Below are 16,162 nucleotides of genomic sequence, written 5' to 3'. Positions count from 1 at the left end.
AGACCGGCCCGACCAGGGGCCTTGAGAACTCGGGGGTTGGAATGAGGGTGTGGATCGCCGGCGCCGGTTATGGCCGCGGCGCCGTGCTGGAGGACGAGGACGCGCGTATCCCCGTGACCGACCACGGGATCACCGTGGGGGACGGGGTCTTCGAGACGGTCCGCTCACAGGGCGGCAGGCCGTTCGCGCTCACCCGCCACCTGAGGCGGTTGGCCCGGTCCGCCCGAGGGCTGGGCATGGCCGAGCCCGACCTGGAGCTGATCGCGGACGGCGTGGCCCGGGCGGTGGCCGCGAACCCGGAGCTGCCGGACGCCCGGGTGCGCATCACCGTCACGGACGGGACCGGCCCCCTGGGCTCGGACCGGGGCCGGGGGGAGCAGACCGCCATCGTGGCCCTGGGCCCCTTCCCGGGCATCGCCCCCGCCACCGACGTGGCCCTGGCGCCCTGGCCGCGTAACGAGTTCGGTGCGCTGGCGGGCCTCAAGACGACCTCCTACGCGGACAACGTGCGCGCCCTCGCCTACGCGCGTGAACGCGGGGCCGGCGAGGCGGTCTTCCGCAACATCAGCGGGAACCTCTGCGAGGGCACCGGCAGCAACGTCTTCGTGGTGCTCGACGGCCGGCTCCTCACCCCTCCGCTCTCGGCCGGTCCGCTCGCGGGCATCACCCGGGAACTGGTCCTGGAGTGGTTCGGCGGTGCGGAGGAGGACGTTCCGATGGAGCGGCTCCCGGAGATCACCGAGGCCTTTCTGACCTCCACCGGCCGCGACGTACAGCCGATTCTGAACATCGGTGACCAGCGGGTGTCCGCCGAGGCGGGCCCGGTCACCGCGAAGGCCAGGGCCGTGTTCGCCGAGCGTTCCGCGGCCGACCTCGACCCGTGACGGACCCGTCCGGGCCCGCCGGAGGTGACACGACAGGGCAGGGACGGCGCCCAGGCGCCGTCCCTGCCCTGTCATCGGTCCTTCCCGCCGCCCCGCGGACATGCGGGACCCCCACGGGCGCCCAGGTGCCGCTGGACCTTCGCGTCAGGAGTGGAGGTGCTGCTGGATCTCCTCGTCGAGGTCGACGAACTGGGCTTCCTGCCCGGCCGGGACGATCTCGTAGGTGCGGTGGAGGAACTCCGCGAGGGGGGCGACCTGGGTGTCGAACTCGGCCTGCCCGAAGGGCGAGGAGAGCGCGATGCTGACCGAGCGGTCCCCGCTGTCGTCCTTGGAGGGCCACACCCGGACGTCTCCCTCGCCGACCGGGCGCACGATGCCCACGGTGAGGAGTTCGCGCGCGAAGATCCACTCGACGGGGTTGTCCTCGCCGGTGTGGAAGGCGACGCGAATCGCGTACGGGTCCTCAGAGCTGTAGTCGAGTCGTGCTACCAGTGGAACCGCGGTGCGCTCCGGGACCACGAGTCGCAGGCCCAGCTCGGCGGTGGCAGTGGTGTCGCTACTGTTCATGTTCGCCAAACCTTTTCTCGTCCGGCCCAGGCGTCCTGGGGCGCGAGCCGGTTGCCGTCTCACTCGCTCCAACGCGGGTACCCGCGGACCATGACGTGAGTACGGAGACTTTTCTTGGTCGATGGGACCGGAGGTCTCGCTGCCCGCCCAGCGGGTCCAGCGCGCCGCGGGGCGGCACCACGATCCTTCGTCACTGTAATGACCAGGGGAAACCAAAGATTTCCCCATGATGAGTGGCCCGTGTCACGCGGAGGTCAATCCGCGGTCGTCTCGGGAGGGTCCACGGAGGCGGGAACTCCTACTCACTGCGGGGATCGCGGCCGGTAAAGGAATCCTGTGGGACCCCGCCAGCCATGATATGTGACCTCAGTCACACCTGTGTGGGCCCGTGGGCGGCCGGGGGTGCATCAACCACCCCCGAACATGCGCTAGAGTTTTTCTTGTCCGGCCGAGAGGGCGGACGGGGCACAGGCCCGAGGGCGATTAGCTCAGTTGGCTAGAGCGCATCGTTCACACCGATGAGGTCACTGGTTCGAGTCCAGTATCGCCCACAGGCGGGAGGACCCACTCCGTATCGCACGGAGTGGGTCCTCTTTTTTTGGTTTTGGTCCCGCAAGGCCCGGGCAACGTGCGCGTATGCGTCCGCAGGGTGGTTTTCGGAAGTTGCCCGGGGCGGGAAAGGTTCCCGCCTATTCCTCGGGTGCGCCGTGCGGGGAGGCGCGTCCCCGTAGTTCGGCCCTGGCGGCCCTGCGCGAGCGCAGACGCGACAACAACTCGCTCCTCACCCGCATCGCCCACCTCTCACCCTTCCGGGACCACACCCGGGCGGGCCTCAACAGCCGGTGGGCCCAGCGGAACTCGCTGCTGAGTACGAGCATGCCCAGGAGAACCGAGGCGATCCCCGGCCCGGGGACGATCATCATGACGACCCCGGCCAGAATGACGACGGTGCCCACCGTGCCGACCAGGATGCGCCACGGAAGGTGCAGGGCCGGGTGGGTGTGCATGCGTCTGCGGAAGAGGCGCAGCCGTGCGCGCAGGCGCCTCCACCGGCGGATTCGGGCGTGGTGAGTGGGGGATGTCTCCCGGGCGGAAGGCCCGTTTGGTGGGCTCGGTGACATGCGCTCACAGTATTCGGTCGATACGACGGGTGCGTTCGGGACGGAGGCGAGACACGAGGTCGAATGTCTGCTGATTGTCACCGATCTCGTTGATCGGATCAATGGTTCCTTCAACGGTGGCGTTGAACCACCGAAAAACATGACGATTGCTGACAGAACACTCTGATGTCGGCAGGTTCATCCCCGCTGGAGTCCGTCTCGGGGACCTCCCGGTGACCGGCTGGGGGTGTCGTCGCACTGCGGCGGAACAGGCCGAATCCCCGGACCGAATCGGGATGATTCCCTCCTCCCCGGGGCCCGGCCGGAAGGAGGGGCAGGCGTGCCACCGACCGCCGGTCGCCGGACCTGTGGACAACCAGAAGCGGTCCCACCCCGGAGCCGATAGCATCGGGGTGCGAAAACCCTGGCCGCCGTCTCCGGCGGCCGGTTCGCGTCCACGACATCGACGTATCCCTAGGAGTCACCGTGTCCGCCGCGTCTGAGCTGCACATCACCCTCGCCGGAACCCCGCGTGCGGTGGCGGCCACGACTACCGCGGGGCAGGCACTGGAGGCGGACGGCAGGACCGTGATCGCCGCCCTGGTCAACGGGGAACCCCACGATCTGGCCTGGGAGCTCTCCGACGGAGACACCGTCGAGCCGATCGCGATCGACTCGGAGCAGGGACGGGCGATCCTGCGCCACTCCACCGCGCACGTCCTCGCCCAGGCCGTCCAGGAGCTCTTCCCCGAGGCCAAGCTGGGTATCGGCCCGCCCGTCGAGAACGGTTTCTACTACGACTTCGACGTGGCCGAGCCCTTCACCCCCGCCGATCTCAAGAGCATCGAGAAGAAGATGCAGCAGATCATCAAGCAGGGGCAGCGCTTCGACCGCCGTGTCGTCTCCGATGACGACGCCCGCGCCGAGCTGGCCACCGAGCCCTACAAGCTGGAGCTGATCGGCCTCAAGGGCGGCGCCGCCGAGGCGGCCGACGGTGCTTCCGCCGAGGTCGGCGCCGGTGAGCTCACCATCTACGACAACATCCACCCGCGCACCGGCGAGCAGTGCTGGAAGGATCTGTGTCGGGGACCGCACGTCCCCACCACCAAGGTGGTCCCGGCCTTCAAGCTCATGCGCACCGCCGCCGCCTACTGGCGGGGCAAGGAGACCAACCCGCAGCTCCAGCGGGTCTACGGCACCGCCTGGGAGAACAAGGACAGGCTCAAGGAGTACCTGGCCTTCCTGGAGGAGGCCGAGAAGCGCGACCACCGCAAGCTCGGCTCCGAACTCGACCTGTTCTCCATCCCGGACGAGATCGGTTCCGGCCTGGCGGTCTTCCATCCCAAGGGCGGCATCATCCGCCGGGTCATGGAGGACTACTCCCGCAAGCGGCACGAGGAGAGTGGCTACGAGTTCGTCTACACCCCGCACGCCACCAAGAGCGCCCTGTTCGAGAAGTCGGGGCACCTCGACTGGTACGCGGACGGCATGTACCCCCCGATGCAGCTCGACGGCGGTCAGGACTACTACCTGAAGCCGATGAACTGCCCGATGCACAACCTGATCTTCGACGCGCGCGGGCGCTCCTACCGTGAGCTGCCGCTGCGCATGTTCGAGTTCGGCACCGTGTACCGGTACGAGAAGTCCGGTGTTGTGCACGGCCTGACCCGCGCCCGGGGCTTCACCCAGGACGACGCGCACATCTACTGCACCCGCGAGCAGATGGCGGACGAGCTCGACTCGCTGCTGACCTTCGTGCTGGAGCTGCTGCGCGACTACGGTCTGGAGGACTTCTACCTGGAGCTGTCCACCAAGGACCCGGAGAAGTACGTCGGTGACGACGCCAGCTGGGACGAGGCCACCGACACCCTCCGCCGGGCCGCCGAGAAGCAGGGGCTGGAACTGGTCCTGGACCCGGGCGGCGCAGCCTTCTACGGTCCGAAGATCTCCGTGCAGGCCAAGGACGCCATCGGCCGTACCTGGCAGATGTCCACCATCCAGTTGGACTTCAACCTGCCCGAGCGCTTCGACCTGGAGTACACCGCCGCCGACGGCACCCGCCAGCGCCCGGTGATGATCCACCGCGCCCTCTTCGGTTCCATCGAGCGGTTCTTCGCCGTGCTGCTGGAGCACTACGCGGGCGCCTTCCCGGCGTGGCTCGCCCCGGTCCAGGCGGTGGGCATCCCCATCGCCGACGAGCACGTCCCCTACCTGCAGGAGGTCGCCGCCAAGCTGCGCGCGGAGGGGATCCGGGTCGAGGTCGACGCCGGAGACGACCGGATGCAGAAGAAGATCCGCAACGCCCAGAAGCAGAAGGTGCCCTTCATGCTGCTGGCCGGTGACGAGGACATCAGCAAGAACGCGGTGTCCTTCCGTTACCGCGACGGTTCACAGAACAACGGAGTCCCCGTGGAGGAGGCGGTCGCCGAGATCGTCACCGCGGTCCGTGAGCGCCGCTGACGAACGCCCCGCCGACGGCTTCGGGGCGGAGCCCGTCCCGAAGCCGTCCCACGGACGTGGAGAGCGCCCGTCCCCTTTCGGGGGCGGGCGCTCCGTTTTCTCCCGGGCGGGCCGGGTCAGCCGCGCTCACTCTGGCCCTTGGGCTCCTTGTCGTCCTTGAAGAGGTCCTCGCGGGAGATCTTCGCGGTGGCGTTGGGGTCCGCCGTGGTCTCCTCCTCGTCATCGCGGAACAGGTCCTCGCGCGAGATGCGGTGTGTGGCATTGGGGTCGCTCATGGGGGTTCCACTCCTTGTGCGTTGGGGTAAGCCGGATTTTATCCGTCCTCGGCACGGGGGACCGCATGTTCGTGCCCGCCTCCGCCCCGGCGCGGGACCGCGGGCCACGGATCAGCACTCGGTGGTATCGCGTTCCCACGCCTGGGCGGGGACCCGGTCCACCAGGTCGATCAGATAGTCCGCGGCGGTCAGGGCGCGGTCCGGATCCAGGTGCATGGCAGCCCAGGTCAGGACATGGGATCCGGTGAAGCGTACCGGCAGGGAGCGTGACCGGCAGTCCGACAGCAGCCAGGAGACGGTGTCCTGGCCCAGGACGGCACGGGTGAAGTCGTCATCGGTACCGACGGTGCGAAAGGCTTCGGAGAAGGCCCGGTCGACTTCCTCCGGATCGCCCCGGCCGTCGAGGGACACGATACGGGCCAGGTCACGACGGTGGATCTCCAGGTCCGCGCTGGGCCCCGGGGTGCGCACCGCGACGACCCGGTAGGTCTGCCGCTCCTGCCCGGCGCCGCGCCGCGAAACGGGGGAGGGGCTGCGAGTGACCTCGAACATGGTGGTCAGGTGCGTGCCCCGGCGCCCGGTGAGCACGTGGCGGGCACGTGTGCCGGGTCCCTGGACGGGCCGGGGCAGGACCGCGTCCTCCAAGGGGCTCGGGTGGTGCTCGGTGTAGTGCCAACCGTGTTCTCGGGCCCATGCCTGGAGTTCGGCGGCCCGCTCCTTGCGAAAGTGCGCGGCGACCGTGATCACCCCGGCCGACACCACCACGGTGACCAGGGCGAGCAGGGACAGGGCGCCTTCCATCCGGTGTCTCCTCGGGTGGGGAACGTGAGGAGCCAGGGACCCGGTACGGGCCCGCCGAGGCGGGCCGGGTCTCCGCGGACCCGGAAATCAGGGGGCCCGCACTGGCCTTGTCAGTCCATTCTGTGCCGATTGGTGGTGCTTGTCACCCCTCAGGGGCGCCCTGCGGTGGCACAGGGAGGAGTAGACCCCGCGAATGGAGGCGGAACCGGCAAGCGCCTGTCCGGAAGCGGACAGGCGCTTTCAGCGTCCGAGCCACGGCAGGTGTCCGGGGTCGCGCTCCGCCGACCAGCTGGCACGCGCCGCGGGGACGGTCGCCCCGCCGGTGCCCGTCGTCCCCCCGACCGCCCGCAGCAGATGCAGGATCTGCGCCGGGGAGGGCCGGTAACCGGGCGGTTCGATCAGTGCCGCCCGGACCGGGACGACCAGCTCCCCGGGCACCCCGGTCAGGTCGGCCTCACCGCGCAGGACCCGTTGGGTCAGCGCCTCGGGGCTCCCGCGGCCGAAGGGGTTGCGTCCGGTGGCGGCGTAGGCGGTCAGCTGGCCCCAGACGAACACGTCCGAGGCCGCGGTGGCGGGCGCTCCCCGGAGGCGTTCGGGGGCGATCCAGCCGGGGGTACCCATCACCCCGCCGGCCCTGGTGTGCACGGTGCCGTCCAGGGTGCGGGCGATCCCGAAGTCCAGGATGCGCGGGCCGTCGGGGGAGAGGACGACGTTGCTCGGTTTGAGGTCGCTGTGCACGACCCCGGCCCGGTGGATGTCGGCCAGGGCGGAGGCCACCCCCACGGTCACCCCGGCCAGGGCGCCGCCGAGCAGTGGGCCCACGCCTTTGACCTGTTCGCGCAGGGTCGGTCCGGGCACGTACGCGGTGGCCAGCCAGGGCATCTCCGCCTGCGGGTCGGCGCCGAGGAAGCGGGGCACGAAGGGGCCGCGCACCCGGCGCAGGGCTCCGACCTCCCAGGCGAAGCGGGCGCGGAACTCCGGTTCGTCGGCCAGTTCCGGGTGCACGGCCTTGACCGCCACCAGCCTCCCGAACCGGGACCGCCCCAGGTAGACGGTGCCCATGCCACCGGAGCCGAGCCGCCCGAGCAGGCGGTGCGGGCCCAACCGGACCGGGTCGTGTGCGCCCAGGGGTCTCATCGGCGGGCTGTCGGTTTTCCTCCGCTCATGCCGCAGGCGAGCCATACCGCTCCTCGGTCGTGTGGGCGGCGCGGGCCGGCGGGCGGGCGCCCTGGGGGAGACGGGGCGGGAAGGACACGGGGGCGGGGTGGAAGAGGAGCACAGTGGCGGAACCTCGTGGGGGTAGGGGGCTCGGAGGCGGGACCCATCGGTGACGGGACCGTCACCGGATGGTCCCAGCACGGTGGACGCCTCAGGGCCCGGGAAAGTTCGGCTGAGGGGTGGTTCCGTCCCCGCGACGGAGGATCTGGCACGCGGGTGCGCGCTCGTCCTTCCGCCACCGCCCGGGAAGGTCTTCGTTCCGGCCTCGCTGCGGGTGCTCCCCTCGGACCCGCCTCGTTGCGACGGCTGGTGGGCGGCTACCGGGAAACGGGGGCGTGTGGTCCGACCGAACCACGGTGATCTTGCTACCAGGGGCAACTTCGGCGCCGAACTTGCCCCTGGTAGCAAGATCACCGAGAAAAAGGGGACCCGAACCGCGTGGGGCGGACAGCAGAGCAGGAGGACCGGAGCGACCGGGAGTGAGCAGGAGGACCGGAGCGACCGGGAACGAGTAGGAGGAGCTGGGCGACAGGGGTGGAGTGAGCGGATCCGTCTCCGAGCTGAGGATCCGGCCTCTCCCGAACAGGAGCTCTATATGACGGGACCGGCGTCCAGCCGGTGGGATCGCTTCCCGGTGGAGCCGACATCGACCCCGAGTGAGAACGCGGCCCCGGGGACTCCGTTGTCCTCGGGGCCGCGTAACCGTGGGGATCAGGCGGGCAGTCCGAGCTCCCTGGCGATGAGCATCTTCTGGACCTCGCTCGTGCCCTCGCCGATCTCCAGGATCTTGGCGTCCCGGTAGAAGCGCCCCACCGGGTAGTCGTTCATGAACCCGTAGCCGCCGAAGACCTGGGTGGCGTCGCGGGCGTTGTCCATCGCCGCGTTGGAGGCGATGAGCTTGGCGATGGCCGCCTCCTTCTTGAAGGGCTCACCCGCCAGCATCCGCGAGGCCGCGTCGTAGTAGGCCAGGCGGGCGCTGTACGTGCGGGCCTCCATCTCGGCGATCTTGAACTGGATGGCCTGGTACCGGCCGATGCTGTTGCCGAAGGCCTGCCGTTCGTGGGCGTAGCGCACGCTCTCGTCCACGCATCCCTGGGCCAGGCCCACCGACAGCGCCGCGATGGCGATCCGTCCCTCGTCGAGGATGCGCAGGAACTGGGCGTAGCCGCGGCCGCGCTCGCCCACGAGGTTGGCCTCGGGGACCCGGCAGTCCTCGAAGACCAGCTCGTTGGTGTCCGAGGCGTTCCAGCCCACCTTCGAGTACTTCTGTCCGAGGGAGAACCCCGGGGTGTCCCTGGGGACCAGGATCGAGGAGATCTCCGGACGCCCGTCCTCCCGCGTACCGGTCACGGCGGTCACGGTGACCAGGGCGGTGATGTCGGTGCCCGAGTTGGTGATGAACGACTTGGTTCCGTTGATCACCCACTCGCCGTCCTCCAGGCGCGCCGTGGTCCTGGGCGAGCCCGCGTCCGAACCGCCGTCCGGCTCGGTCAGGCCGAACGCCCCCAGCGCCTCGCCGGAGGTCAGCGCGGGCAGGTAGGTCTTCTTCTGCTCCTCGGTGCCGAAGCGGTGGATCGGCATCGCACCCAGCGACACCCCCGCCTCCAGGGTGATGGCCACCGACGAGTCCACCCGGGCCAGCTCCTCCAGGGCCAGGCACAGGGCGAAGTAGTCGCCGCCCATACCGCCGTGCTCCTCGGGGAACGGCAGCCCGAACAGGCCCATCTGCCCCATCTTGGCGATGATGTCGTAGGGGAAGGCGCCCCGCTCGTAGAAGTCTCCGATGACCGGGGCGACCTCGGTCCGGGCGAAGGTCTCCACGGCGGCCCGCAGGTCGGCGTGCTCGGTCGAGAGTTCGTGACGCTTCATCACTGCTGCTCCTCGCTGGTGGCGGGGGTGGAAGGGGTGCCGGCCGGGTTCTCGGCCGACACGGGGAACGGTTCGACGGTCACCAGGACCGCGTCCATGGGCACCGAGGCACCCGGGCGGACCGCCACCTCGGTGACGGTGCCGTCGACGGGCGAGGGCACGGAGTGCTCCATCTTCATCGCCTCGACCACCGCCAGGGCGGTTCCGGCGGTCACCTCCTGGCCCACCCGGACCGGTACGTCGAGCACCGTGCCCGGCATGGGGCTGCGCACCGTCCCGTCGGCGGCCGCCTCGTCCGCGCGCAGAGCGGCGGCCACCGGTTCCTCGTGCAGGGTCCAGGCGGCGCCGTCGAGCCCCAACCACCGGTGCGCGGTGGCCGGGTCGTCGGCGCGGAGGTAGGTGCGGGTCCGGTCGGGGGTGGTGACGGTGAGCCGGGAACCGTCGGCGGAGCGCCGGGCGCGGACCGCCACGGCCCCGGTCTCCCCGGCTTTCCCGGCGACCCTTTCGGCCCCGTCCCCGGCCACGCTCACCAGGTACCGGCCGGCGCCCCCGTCCCGTCGGACCCGGACCACGACGGCGTCGTGCCCGGGCGCCCGCAACCGCCACGGGGTCCAGGCCGGGCCGCCCATCCGCCAGCCGTCGGGTACGGCGAAGCGGTCGGCGCTCGGCGGGCCCTCCAGTTCCAGTTGGTGGTCCAGGGCGGCGGCCGCGTACACCTCGGCGGGTACCCCCTCGGGTGCGGCGGCGGGGGGATCGGCGGCGATCAGGTCGGTGCTCAGGTCACCGGCCGCCACCCGCGGGTGGCGCAGCAGCCGCCGCAGGTACGCGGTGTTGGTGACGCAGCCCAGCAACAGGTAGGAGCCGAGTGCGGCGTCCATCCGGGCCAGCGCCTCGGACCGGTCCGCCCCCCAGGTGATGACCTTGGCCAGCATGGGGTCGAAGTCGGAGGTCACCGACCCGCCCTCGGCGATACCCGAGTCCACCCGCACCCCCGGGCCGGAGGGCTCCCGCAAGGCCAGGACCGGCCCGCCCGAGGGCAGGAACCCCCGGTCGGCGTCCTCGGCGTAGACACGGGACTCCACCGCGTGCCCGACCCACGACACCTCCTCCTGGGTGAAGGGCAGTGGTTCCCCGTTCGCGACCCGGAGTTGGAGTTCCACCAGGTCGACGCCGCGCTCGCCGCGGACGGCCACGACCTCCTCGGTGATCGGGTGCTCCACCTGCAGACGGGTGTTCATCTCCAGGAAGGAGAAGGACAGTTCGCCCCCGGGGCCGGTCTCGGCGATGAACTCGACCGTGCCCGCGCCCACGTATCCGCAGGAGCGGGCGGCCGCCACCGCGGCCTCACCCATGGCGGCGCGCTGCGCGGTGCCGAGCAGCGGTGACGGGGCCTCCTCCACCACCTTCTGGTGGCGGCGCTGCAGGCTGCACTCGCGTTCTCCCAGGTGCAGGACGTTGCCGTGGGTGTCGGCCAGGACCTGCACCTCGATGTGGCGCGGCCGTTGGACCAGCTTCTCGACGAGCAGGGTGGAGTCCCCGAAGGAGGCCAGTGCCTCGCGGCGGGCGGCCGCGGCGTCGGCGAGCAGGGTGTCGGGGGAGTGGACGGCCCGCATGCCCTTGCCGCCGCCGCCGGCGGAGGGCTTGATCAGCAGCGGGTAGCCGGTCTCGGAGGCGGCGTGCAGGAGTTCGTCGTCGGACAGGGGCTGCCCGGGTTTCTCGGTGAACCCGCCCAGGACGGGTACTCCGGCTCGGGCCACCGTGTCCTTGGCGCGGATCTTGTCGCCCATGGCCTCGATCGCGGAGGCGGGCGGGCCGACGAAGACCAGGCCGGCCTCGGCGCAGGCCTGGGCGAAGCCGGCGTTCTCGGACAGGAAGCCGTACCCGGGGTGGACCATGGTGGCGCCGCTCGCGGCGGCAGCCGCGACGATGCCCTCGGCGTCGAGGTAGCGGTCCACTCTGAACGCCTCGTCGGCGGCCAGGGTGTGCGGTGATCCGGCATCGGCGTCGGTGTACACCGCGACCGAGCGCAGTCCCGTCCGACGCAGGGTGCGCATGACGCGGAGCGCGATCTCACCCCGGTTGGCGACCAGTACGGTGGCCGGTCCGGTGCTGTCAGGTGTTGTGTCTGGCGTCGTGGTCAAGGGTTCCTCACATCCGGAAGACGCCGTAGCCCACCGGGTCCAGGGGCGCGTGGCGGGCGGCGGACAGGGCCATGGCGAGCACGTCCCGGGTGTCGGCGGGGTCGATGACGCCGTCGTCCCACAGGCGGGCGGTCGAGTAGTACGGGCTGCCCTGTTCCTCGTACTGGTCGCGGATGGGCGCCTTGAAGGCCTCCTCGTCCTCGGCCGACCACTCCTCGCCCCGGGCCTCCTTCTGGTCCCGGCGGACGGTGGACAGCACGGAGGCGGCCTGTTCGCCGCCCATCACGGAGATGCGGGCGTTCGGCCACATCCACAGGAAGCGGGGCGAGTAGGCGCGGCCGCACATCGAGTAGTTGCCCGCCCCGAAGGAGCCACCGATGACCACGGTGAACTTGGGGACGCGGGCGCAGGCCACCGCGGTGACCATCTTGGCCCCGTGCTTGGCGATGCCGCCCGCCTCGTAGTCGCGGCCGACCATGAACCCGGAGATGTTCTGCAGGAACACCAGGGGGATGGACCGGCGGTCGCACAGTTCGATGAAGTGCGCGCCCTTGAGCGCGGACTCGGCGAACAGGATGCCGTTGTTGGCGATGATCCCGACCGGGTGGCCCTGGATGTGCGCGAACCCGGTGACCAGGGTGGTGCCGTACTCGGACTTGAACTCGGTGAACTCGCTGCCGTCGACCACCCGGCCGATGACCTCGCGCACGTCGTAGGGGGTCCGGGTGTCGGCGGGCACCACCCCGTAGAGCTCCTCGGGGTCGAGCTCGGGCGGGCGCGGTTCGCGGACCTGCCAGGCGGGCGGGTCGAGCGGCCCGAGGGTGTCGGCGATCCGCCGGACCCTGGTGAGGGCGTCGGCGTCGTCGTCGGCGAGGTGGTCGGTGACCCCGGAGATCCGGGAGTGCAGGTCGCCGCCGCCCAGTTCCTCGGCGGTGACGACCTCGCCGGTGGCGGCCTTCACCAGTGGCGGACCGCCGAGGAAGATCGTGCCCTGTTCGCGGACGATGACCGCCTCGTCGCTCATCGCCGGAACGTAGGCGCCGCCGGCGGTGCAGGATCCCAGGACCGCCGCGATCTGCGGGATGCCCGCCCGGGACATGGTGGCCTGGTTGTAGAAGATGCGGCCGAAGTGCTCCCGGTCGGGGAAGACGTCGTCCTGCATGGGCAGGAAGGCGCCGCCGGAGTCGGCCAGGTACACGCAGGGGAGGCGGTTGTGCAGTGCCACCTCCTGGGCGCGCAGGTGCTTCTTGACCGTCATCGGGTAGTAGCTGCCGCCCTTGACCGTGGCGTCGTTGGCGACCACGACCATCGGCCGTCCGGCCACGCGGCCGACCCCGGCGATCATCCCGGCTCCGGGCGCGTCCTGGCCGTCCCTGCCGTAGAGGCCGTAGGCGGCCAGCGGGGCGATCTCCAGGAACGGTGAACCGGGGTCGAGGAGGAGGTCGACGCGGTCGCGGGGGAGGAGTTTGCCGCGCTCGACGTGGCGCGCTCGGGTCTTCTCGGGGCCGCCGAGGGCCGCGGTGGCGATCCGCTCCCGCAGCTCCAGTGCGAGCGCGCGGTTCGCGGCGTCGTTGGCGGCGAACGCGGGACCGGCGGTGTCGACCGCCGAACCGAGCACAGGTGCCCTGCTCATGGTGTCCTCTCGTGGAGGGATGTTAATGCTCACTAACAACAGTGATGTTAGTAACTACTAACATGGGTGTCCAGGGCCGGGAGCGGCCCGGATCACCGGATCGGGTCGACGAGAGGTGGACGGATGGACGCGGGACAGGGGCCGGCGGGGCACAGACAGACGGGGCAGCGGCCGACGGGTGAGCGCAGGACGGCGATCCTGGGGGCGGCCGCACGCCTCTTCGCGGCTCGGGGCTACCGCGGGGTGACCATCGACGACCTCGGGCGGGCGGTCGGTACCACCGGGCCCGCGCTCTACCGGCACTTCCCCGGCAAGGAGGCGCTGCTCGGTGAGGTCCTCGTGGACATCAGCGACCGTCTCTCCCGACGGGGGAGCGAGCTCGTGGCCGGGGCCGGAAGCCCCGGGGAGGCCCTGGAGGCGCTGCTGCGCGGACACATCGAGTTCTCCCTGGACGAGCCCGACCTGATCACCGTGCACGACCGGGAGCTGGGCAACCTCACCGATGAGGACCGCAGCCGGGTCCGGCGCCTCCAACGCGGCTACGTGGAGGAGTGGGTCGGCGTCCTCGCCGAACTGCGCCCGGCGAGCCGGCCCGCCGCCCTACGCGCCTCGGTGCACGCAGCCTTCGGTCTGCTCAACTCCACCCCACACAGCCGGGGCGCGCTGTCCCGTGACGAGATGGCCGCCCTGCTGCTTCGGATGGGCTCCGCGGCCCTGCTCGCCGGGGAACCCCCGGCCCATGTCGAGATGGACCGCCGCTGAACGTGGCTTTGCCCGCTCACGGGTAGGTCGCGCACGAGTCTCCCGGGCTTCTCGGGCCCGGGAGGTGCGCGTCCGTCTCCGAGGGAGGCCCCTGATGGCCGACGAGCGACCCGGATCTCCCGGGGACCGCCAGTGGCGCTGGTGTTCCGGCTCCCGGCGACGAGCAGTTCCGGGCGCAGGCCGGGGCGGCCCCTTCTTCTGCGCGGCGTCCACATCATCGGGGAGACGGACCGGTGCCCGCCTGTCCGAGGGGCCCGCGGGGCGGCCCCGGGCCTCGGTCAACAGCATGAGGGGGACGATGTGAACACGGTGACCAGGGGTTTCCGCGGCCGCAGAGGCGGTGACCCCGCCCGGATCCCACCGGGCCAGTACCAGACCCACGACTTCCCGGTCCTGTCGGCGGGACCCACCCCGCGGGTGGACACCGACGACTGGACCCTCACCGTCACCGAGGAGACCGGACGGATCCTGCGCTGGACCTGGGAGGAGTTCCTGGCCCTGCCCCAGGAGCAGCCGCACGTGGACATCCACTGTGTTACTCGGTGGTCCAAGCTCGACACCGACTGGACCGGGGTCAGCCTGGACGTGCTGTTGGCGGAGGCGGAGACCACAGCGGACCACACCCTGGTGTCCGGCTTCGGCGGCTACACCACCAACATTCCGTTCCAGGACCTGACCGACGGCCAGGCATGGGTGGTGCACGCCTTCGACGGTGAGCCGCTCGCTCCGGAGCACGGCGGGCCCGCCCGGCTGATCGTCCCGCACCTGTACTTCTGGAAATCGGCCAAGTGGGTGAGCGACATCAGCCTGCTCCACCAGGACGAGCCCGGGTTCTGGGAACAGGCCGGGTACCACGACTACGGCGACCCCTGGCGCGAGCAGCGCTACCGGGGCGACTGATGGCCGTGTGGCGGCCAGCCGTGCTGGTGGCCGACCGCTGGGAGAGCGGCAGCGCCCGCACGCTGGTGCTGGAGGTCCCGGGCTGGCCCGGACACCGTGCGGGCCAGCACGTGGACGTGCGCCTGAGGGCCGAGGACGGTTACACCGCGGAGCGCTCCTACTCGGTTTCCTCGGCTTCCGGGGGACAGCGGATCGAGCTGACCGTGCAGCGGGTGGCGGGCGGGGAGGTCTCCCCCTACCTGGTGGACGAGTTCGCGCAGGGCGACCGGGTGGAGGTGCGCGGCCCCCTGGGCGGCTGGTTCGTGTGGGACGCGAAGTCCCCCGATCCGGTGGTGCTGGTGGGCGGCGGCTCCGGCATCGCGCCCCTGATGTCGATGGTGCGTGAGCGGCGCAGGGCGGGCAGCCAGGCGCTGTTCCGCGTCCTGTACTCGGTGCGCACGCCCGAGGACCGCCTCTACCGGGGCGACCTGGGGTCACCGGCGGACGGGGGCGTGGACCTGTTCGTCGCCTACACCCGGCGCGCGCCGGAGGGTTCGGTGCGGACCCCGGCCCGTCTGGGCGTCGCGGAGCTGAACATCCACGGGCTTCCCGCGGAGTTCGTGCCGATGTGCTTCGTGTGCGGGCCGACCGGGTTCGTGGAGACGGTGGCTGACGCCCTGGTGGCGTTGGGCCACGATCCGAGGCGGGTGCGGACCGAGAGGTTCGGCCCGGGTGGAGGTGCGTGATGAGTGAGCCGGGGCATCTGGACGCCAACGTCCTCGCCGGACCGCTGTCGGAGGTCCTGTGCGTGGACCTGACCGCGGCCGAACGGCACTGCGCCGTGTGCGGGGCCGAGGGGGCCTTCGCCGAACTGCACGTGGTGGCGGACGGCCCGGGTCTGGTCGCGAGCTGTCCGAGCTGCCGGACCCTGGTCCTGCGGTTGGTGCGCACCTCCGACAGCCTGTGGCTGGATCTCGGGGGGAGCGGAACCGTCCGGGTGCGGACCGGGATCTGAGGGGCGGGTCCCGGGGGTACTCGAGGTGCGGACCGGCCCGTTAACCGGTCCCGTGTGCCGGGTCGGGGCGTGCGAACACAGGGGAGGGGCGGGCGGCACCGGCCGCCCGCCCCTCGCGCCCGGTGCCCTACGGCAGGCCGACGCCGCCGGTCACGTCGTCCACCGGCTGGGTGACGTCACCGGTGTCGGCGCCGTCGACCGGAAGCTCGCCGGTCACGTCGCCGCTCTCCACCGGCACGTCGTCGGTGCTGACGGGAAGGTCGAGCTCCTCGAGGGCGCCCATCGGGTCCTCGAACTCCAACAGCCCCTGGAGCAGTTCCAGCGCCTCGGGGTCGCTGAGCAACTCCACCGCGTCCTCGTCGGCAAGGATCTCCTGGACCTGCGGGTCCTCGAGCAGGGCCGCCGCTTCGGGTGAAGGGTCCTGCACCGTGTCGGTGACCCCGGCCACGGGCTCGGTGACCTCCTCCGGCGGGTCCGCGAAGGCGGCCCCCGCGCCGAACACGGTCACTCCGGTGGCCAACACGGTGGTGGCGGCGATCCTGGTGAACGCACGCATAC

At 71.2% G+C, this 16,162-nt stretch carries 15 protein-coding genes and 1 tRNA gene; 7 read left to right on the top strand and 9 right to left on the bottom strand.

Annotated elements, in window-relative coordinates:
• Nucleotides 1-41: 41 nt before the first annotated feature.
• Nucleotides 42-884 carry an aminotransferase class IV gene (locus ACUKCB_RS12830; RefSeq protein ID WP_473040721.1) on the top strand — a complete coding sequence of 281 codons (843 nt, stop codon included), beginning with the start codon at nucleotides 42-44 and terminating at the stop codon, nucleotides 882-884.
• Nucleotides 885-1,028: 144 nt separating this feature from the next.
• Here the strand turns inward: ACUKCB_RS12830 and ACUKCB_RS12825 are convergent, their stop codons facing one another.
• Nucleotides 1,029-1,451, bottom strand: coding sequence for an SsgA family sporulation/cell division regulator (locus ACUKCB_RS12825; RefSeq protein ID WP_191273252.1), 423 nt, complete (start codon nucleotides 1,449-1,451; stop codon nucleotides 1,029-1,031).
• Between the two features lie 477 nt (nucleotides 1,452-1,928).
• On the opposite strand from ACUKCB_RS12825, the gene ACUKCB_RS12820 reads away from it, so the two are divergent.
• Nucleotides 1,929-2,002, top strand: a tRNA-Val gene (locus ACUKCB_RS12820).
• A 138-nt stretch (nucleotides 2,003-2,140) separates the two neighbouring features.
• On the opposite strand, the gene ACUKCB_RS12815 is transcribed toward ACUKCB_RS12820, so the two are convergent.
• Nucleotides 2,141-2,458 (bottom strand): PGPGW domain-containing protein, encoded by a 318-nt coding sequence (locus ACUKCB_RS12815; protein ID WP_473040720.1) that lies wholly within the window; start codon nucleotides 2,456-2,458, stop codon nucleotides 2,141-2,143.
• A gap of 579 nt (nucleotides 2,459-3,037) precedes the next feature.
• Here ACUKCB_RS12815 and thrS point away from each other — a divergent pair.
• Nucleotides 3,038-5,011, top strand: coding sequence for a threonine--tRNA ligase (thrS, locus tag ACUKCB_RS12810; RefSeq protein ID WP_473040719.1), 1,974 nt, complete (start codon nucleotides 3,038-3,040; stop codon nucleotides 5,009-5,011).
• Nucleotides 5,012-5,127: 116 nt separating this feature from the next.
• On the opposite strand, the gene ACUKCB_RS12805 is transcribed toward thrS, so the two are convergent.
• The 6 genes from ACUKCB_RS12805 to ACUKCB_RS12780 all read right to left on the bottom strand — a co-directional run bounded on the left by ACUKCB_RS12805 (nucleotide 5,128) and on the right by ACUKCB_RS12780 (nucleotide 12,933).
• Complete coding sequence (locus ACUKCB_RS12805) at nucleotides 5,128-5,286, bottom strand: hypothetical protein (protein ID WP_473040718.1); 159 nt, start codon at nucleotides 5,284-5,286, stop codon at nucleotides 5,128-5,130.
• A 111-nt stretch (nucleotides 5,287-5,397) separates the two neighbouring features.
• On the bottom strand, nucleotides 5,398-6,087 hold the full coding sequence (locus ACUKCB_RS12800; protein WP_473040717.1) for a hypothetical protein: 690 nt from the start codon (nucleotides 6,085-6,087) through the stop codon (nucleotides 5,398-5,400).
• 240 nt (nucleotides 6,088-6,327) lie between these two features.
• A complete protein-coding gene (locus ACUKCB_RS12795; protein ID WP_473040716.1) occupies nucleotides 6,328-7,224 on the bottom strand; it encodes a serine/threonine-protein kinase in 897 nt (298 codons plus the stop codon).
• Nucleotides 7,225-8,016: 792 nt separating this feature from the next.
• On the bottom strand, nucleotides 8,017-9,174 hold the full coding sequence (locus ACUKCB_RS12790) for an acyl-CoA dehydrogenase family protein (RefSeq protein ID WP_473040715.1): 1,158 nt from the start codon (nucleotides 9,172-9,174) through the stop codon (nucleotides 8,017-8,019).
• Nucleotides 9,174-11,315, bottom strand: coding sequence for an acetyl/propionyl/methylcrotonyl-CoA carboxylase subunit alpha (locus ACUKCB_RS12785; RefSeq protein ID WP_473040714.1), 2,142 nt, complete (start codon nucleotides 11,313-11,315; stop codon nucleotides 9,174-9,176). The genes ACUKCB_RS12790 and ACUKCB_RS12785 overlap by 1 nt, the downstream gene beginning before the upstream one ends.
• Nucleotides 11,316-11,322: 7 nt before the next feature.
• A complete protein-coding gene (locus tag ACUKCB_RS12780) occupies nucleotides 11,323-12,933 on the bottom strand; it encodes a carboxyl transferase domain-containing protein (RefSeq protein ID WP_473040991.1) in 1,611 nt (536 codons plus the stop codon).
• Nucleotides 12,934-13,071: 138 nt separating this feature from the next.
• On the opposite strand from ACUKCB_RS12780, the gene ACUKCB_RS12775 reads away from it, so the two are divergent.
• The 4 genes from ACUKCB_RS12775 (at nucleotide 13,072) to ACUKCB_RS12760 (ending at nucleotide 15,604) form a co-directional block, all read left to right on the top strand.
• Nucleotides 13,072-13,710, top strand: a complete 639-nt coding sequence (locus ACUKCB_RS12775) for an SACE_7040 family transcriptional regulator (RefSeq protein WP_473040713.1) — start codon at nucleotides 13,072-13,074, stop codon at nucleotides 13,708-13,710.
• A 300-nt stretch (nucleotides 13,711-14,010) separates the two neighbouring features.
• Nucleotides 14,011-14,610 (top strand): sulfite oxidase-like oxidoreductase, encoded by a 600-nt coding sequence (locus tag ACUKCB_RS12770; protein WP_473040712.1) that lies wholly within the window; start codon nucleotides 14,011-14,013, stop codon nucleotides 14,608-14,610.
• Nucleotides 14,610-15,335, top strand: a complete 726-nt coding sequence (locus ACUKCB_RS12765; protein WP_473040711.1) for a ferredoxin reductase — start codon at nucleotides 14,610-14,612, stop codon at nucleotides 15,333-15,335. The genes ACUKCB_RS12770 and ACUKCB_RS12765 overlap by 1 nt, the downstream gene beginning before the upstream one ends.
• A complete protein-coding gene (locus ACUKCB_RS12760; protein ID WP_473040710.1) occupies nucleotides 15,335-15,604 on the top strand; it encodes a DUF6510 family protein in 270 nt (89 codons plus the stop codon). Before ACUKCB_RS12765 ends, ACUKCB_RS12760 begins: the two co-directional genes overlap by 1 nt.
• Nucleotides 15,605-15,731: 127 nt before the next feature.
• Here ACUKCB_RS12760 and ACUKCB_RS12755 read toward each other — a convergent pair whose 3' ends face one another.
• Nucleotides 15,732-16,160, bottom strand: a complete 429-nt coding sequence (locus ACUKCB_RS12755) for a hypothetical protein (RefSeq protein WP_473040709.1) — start codon at nucleotides 16,158-16,160, stop codon at nucleotides 15,732-15,734.
• Between the last annotated feature and the right edge of the window lie 2 nt (nucleotides 16,161-16,162).

Source organism: Nocardiopsis moroccensis (assembly GCF_055763695.1).
Note: the sequence above shows the minus strand (reverse complement) of the source record. Positions and strands in the feature narration are given on the sequence as shown.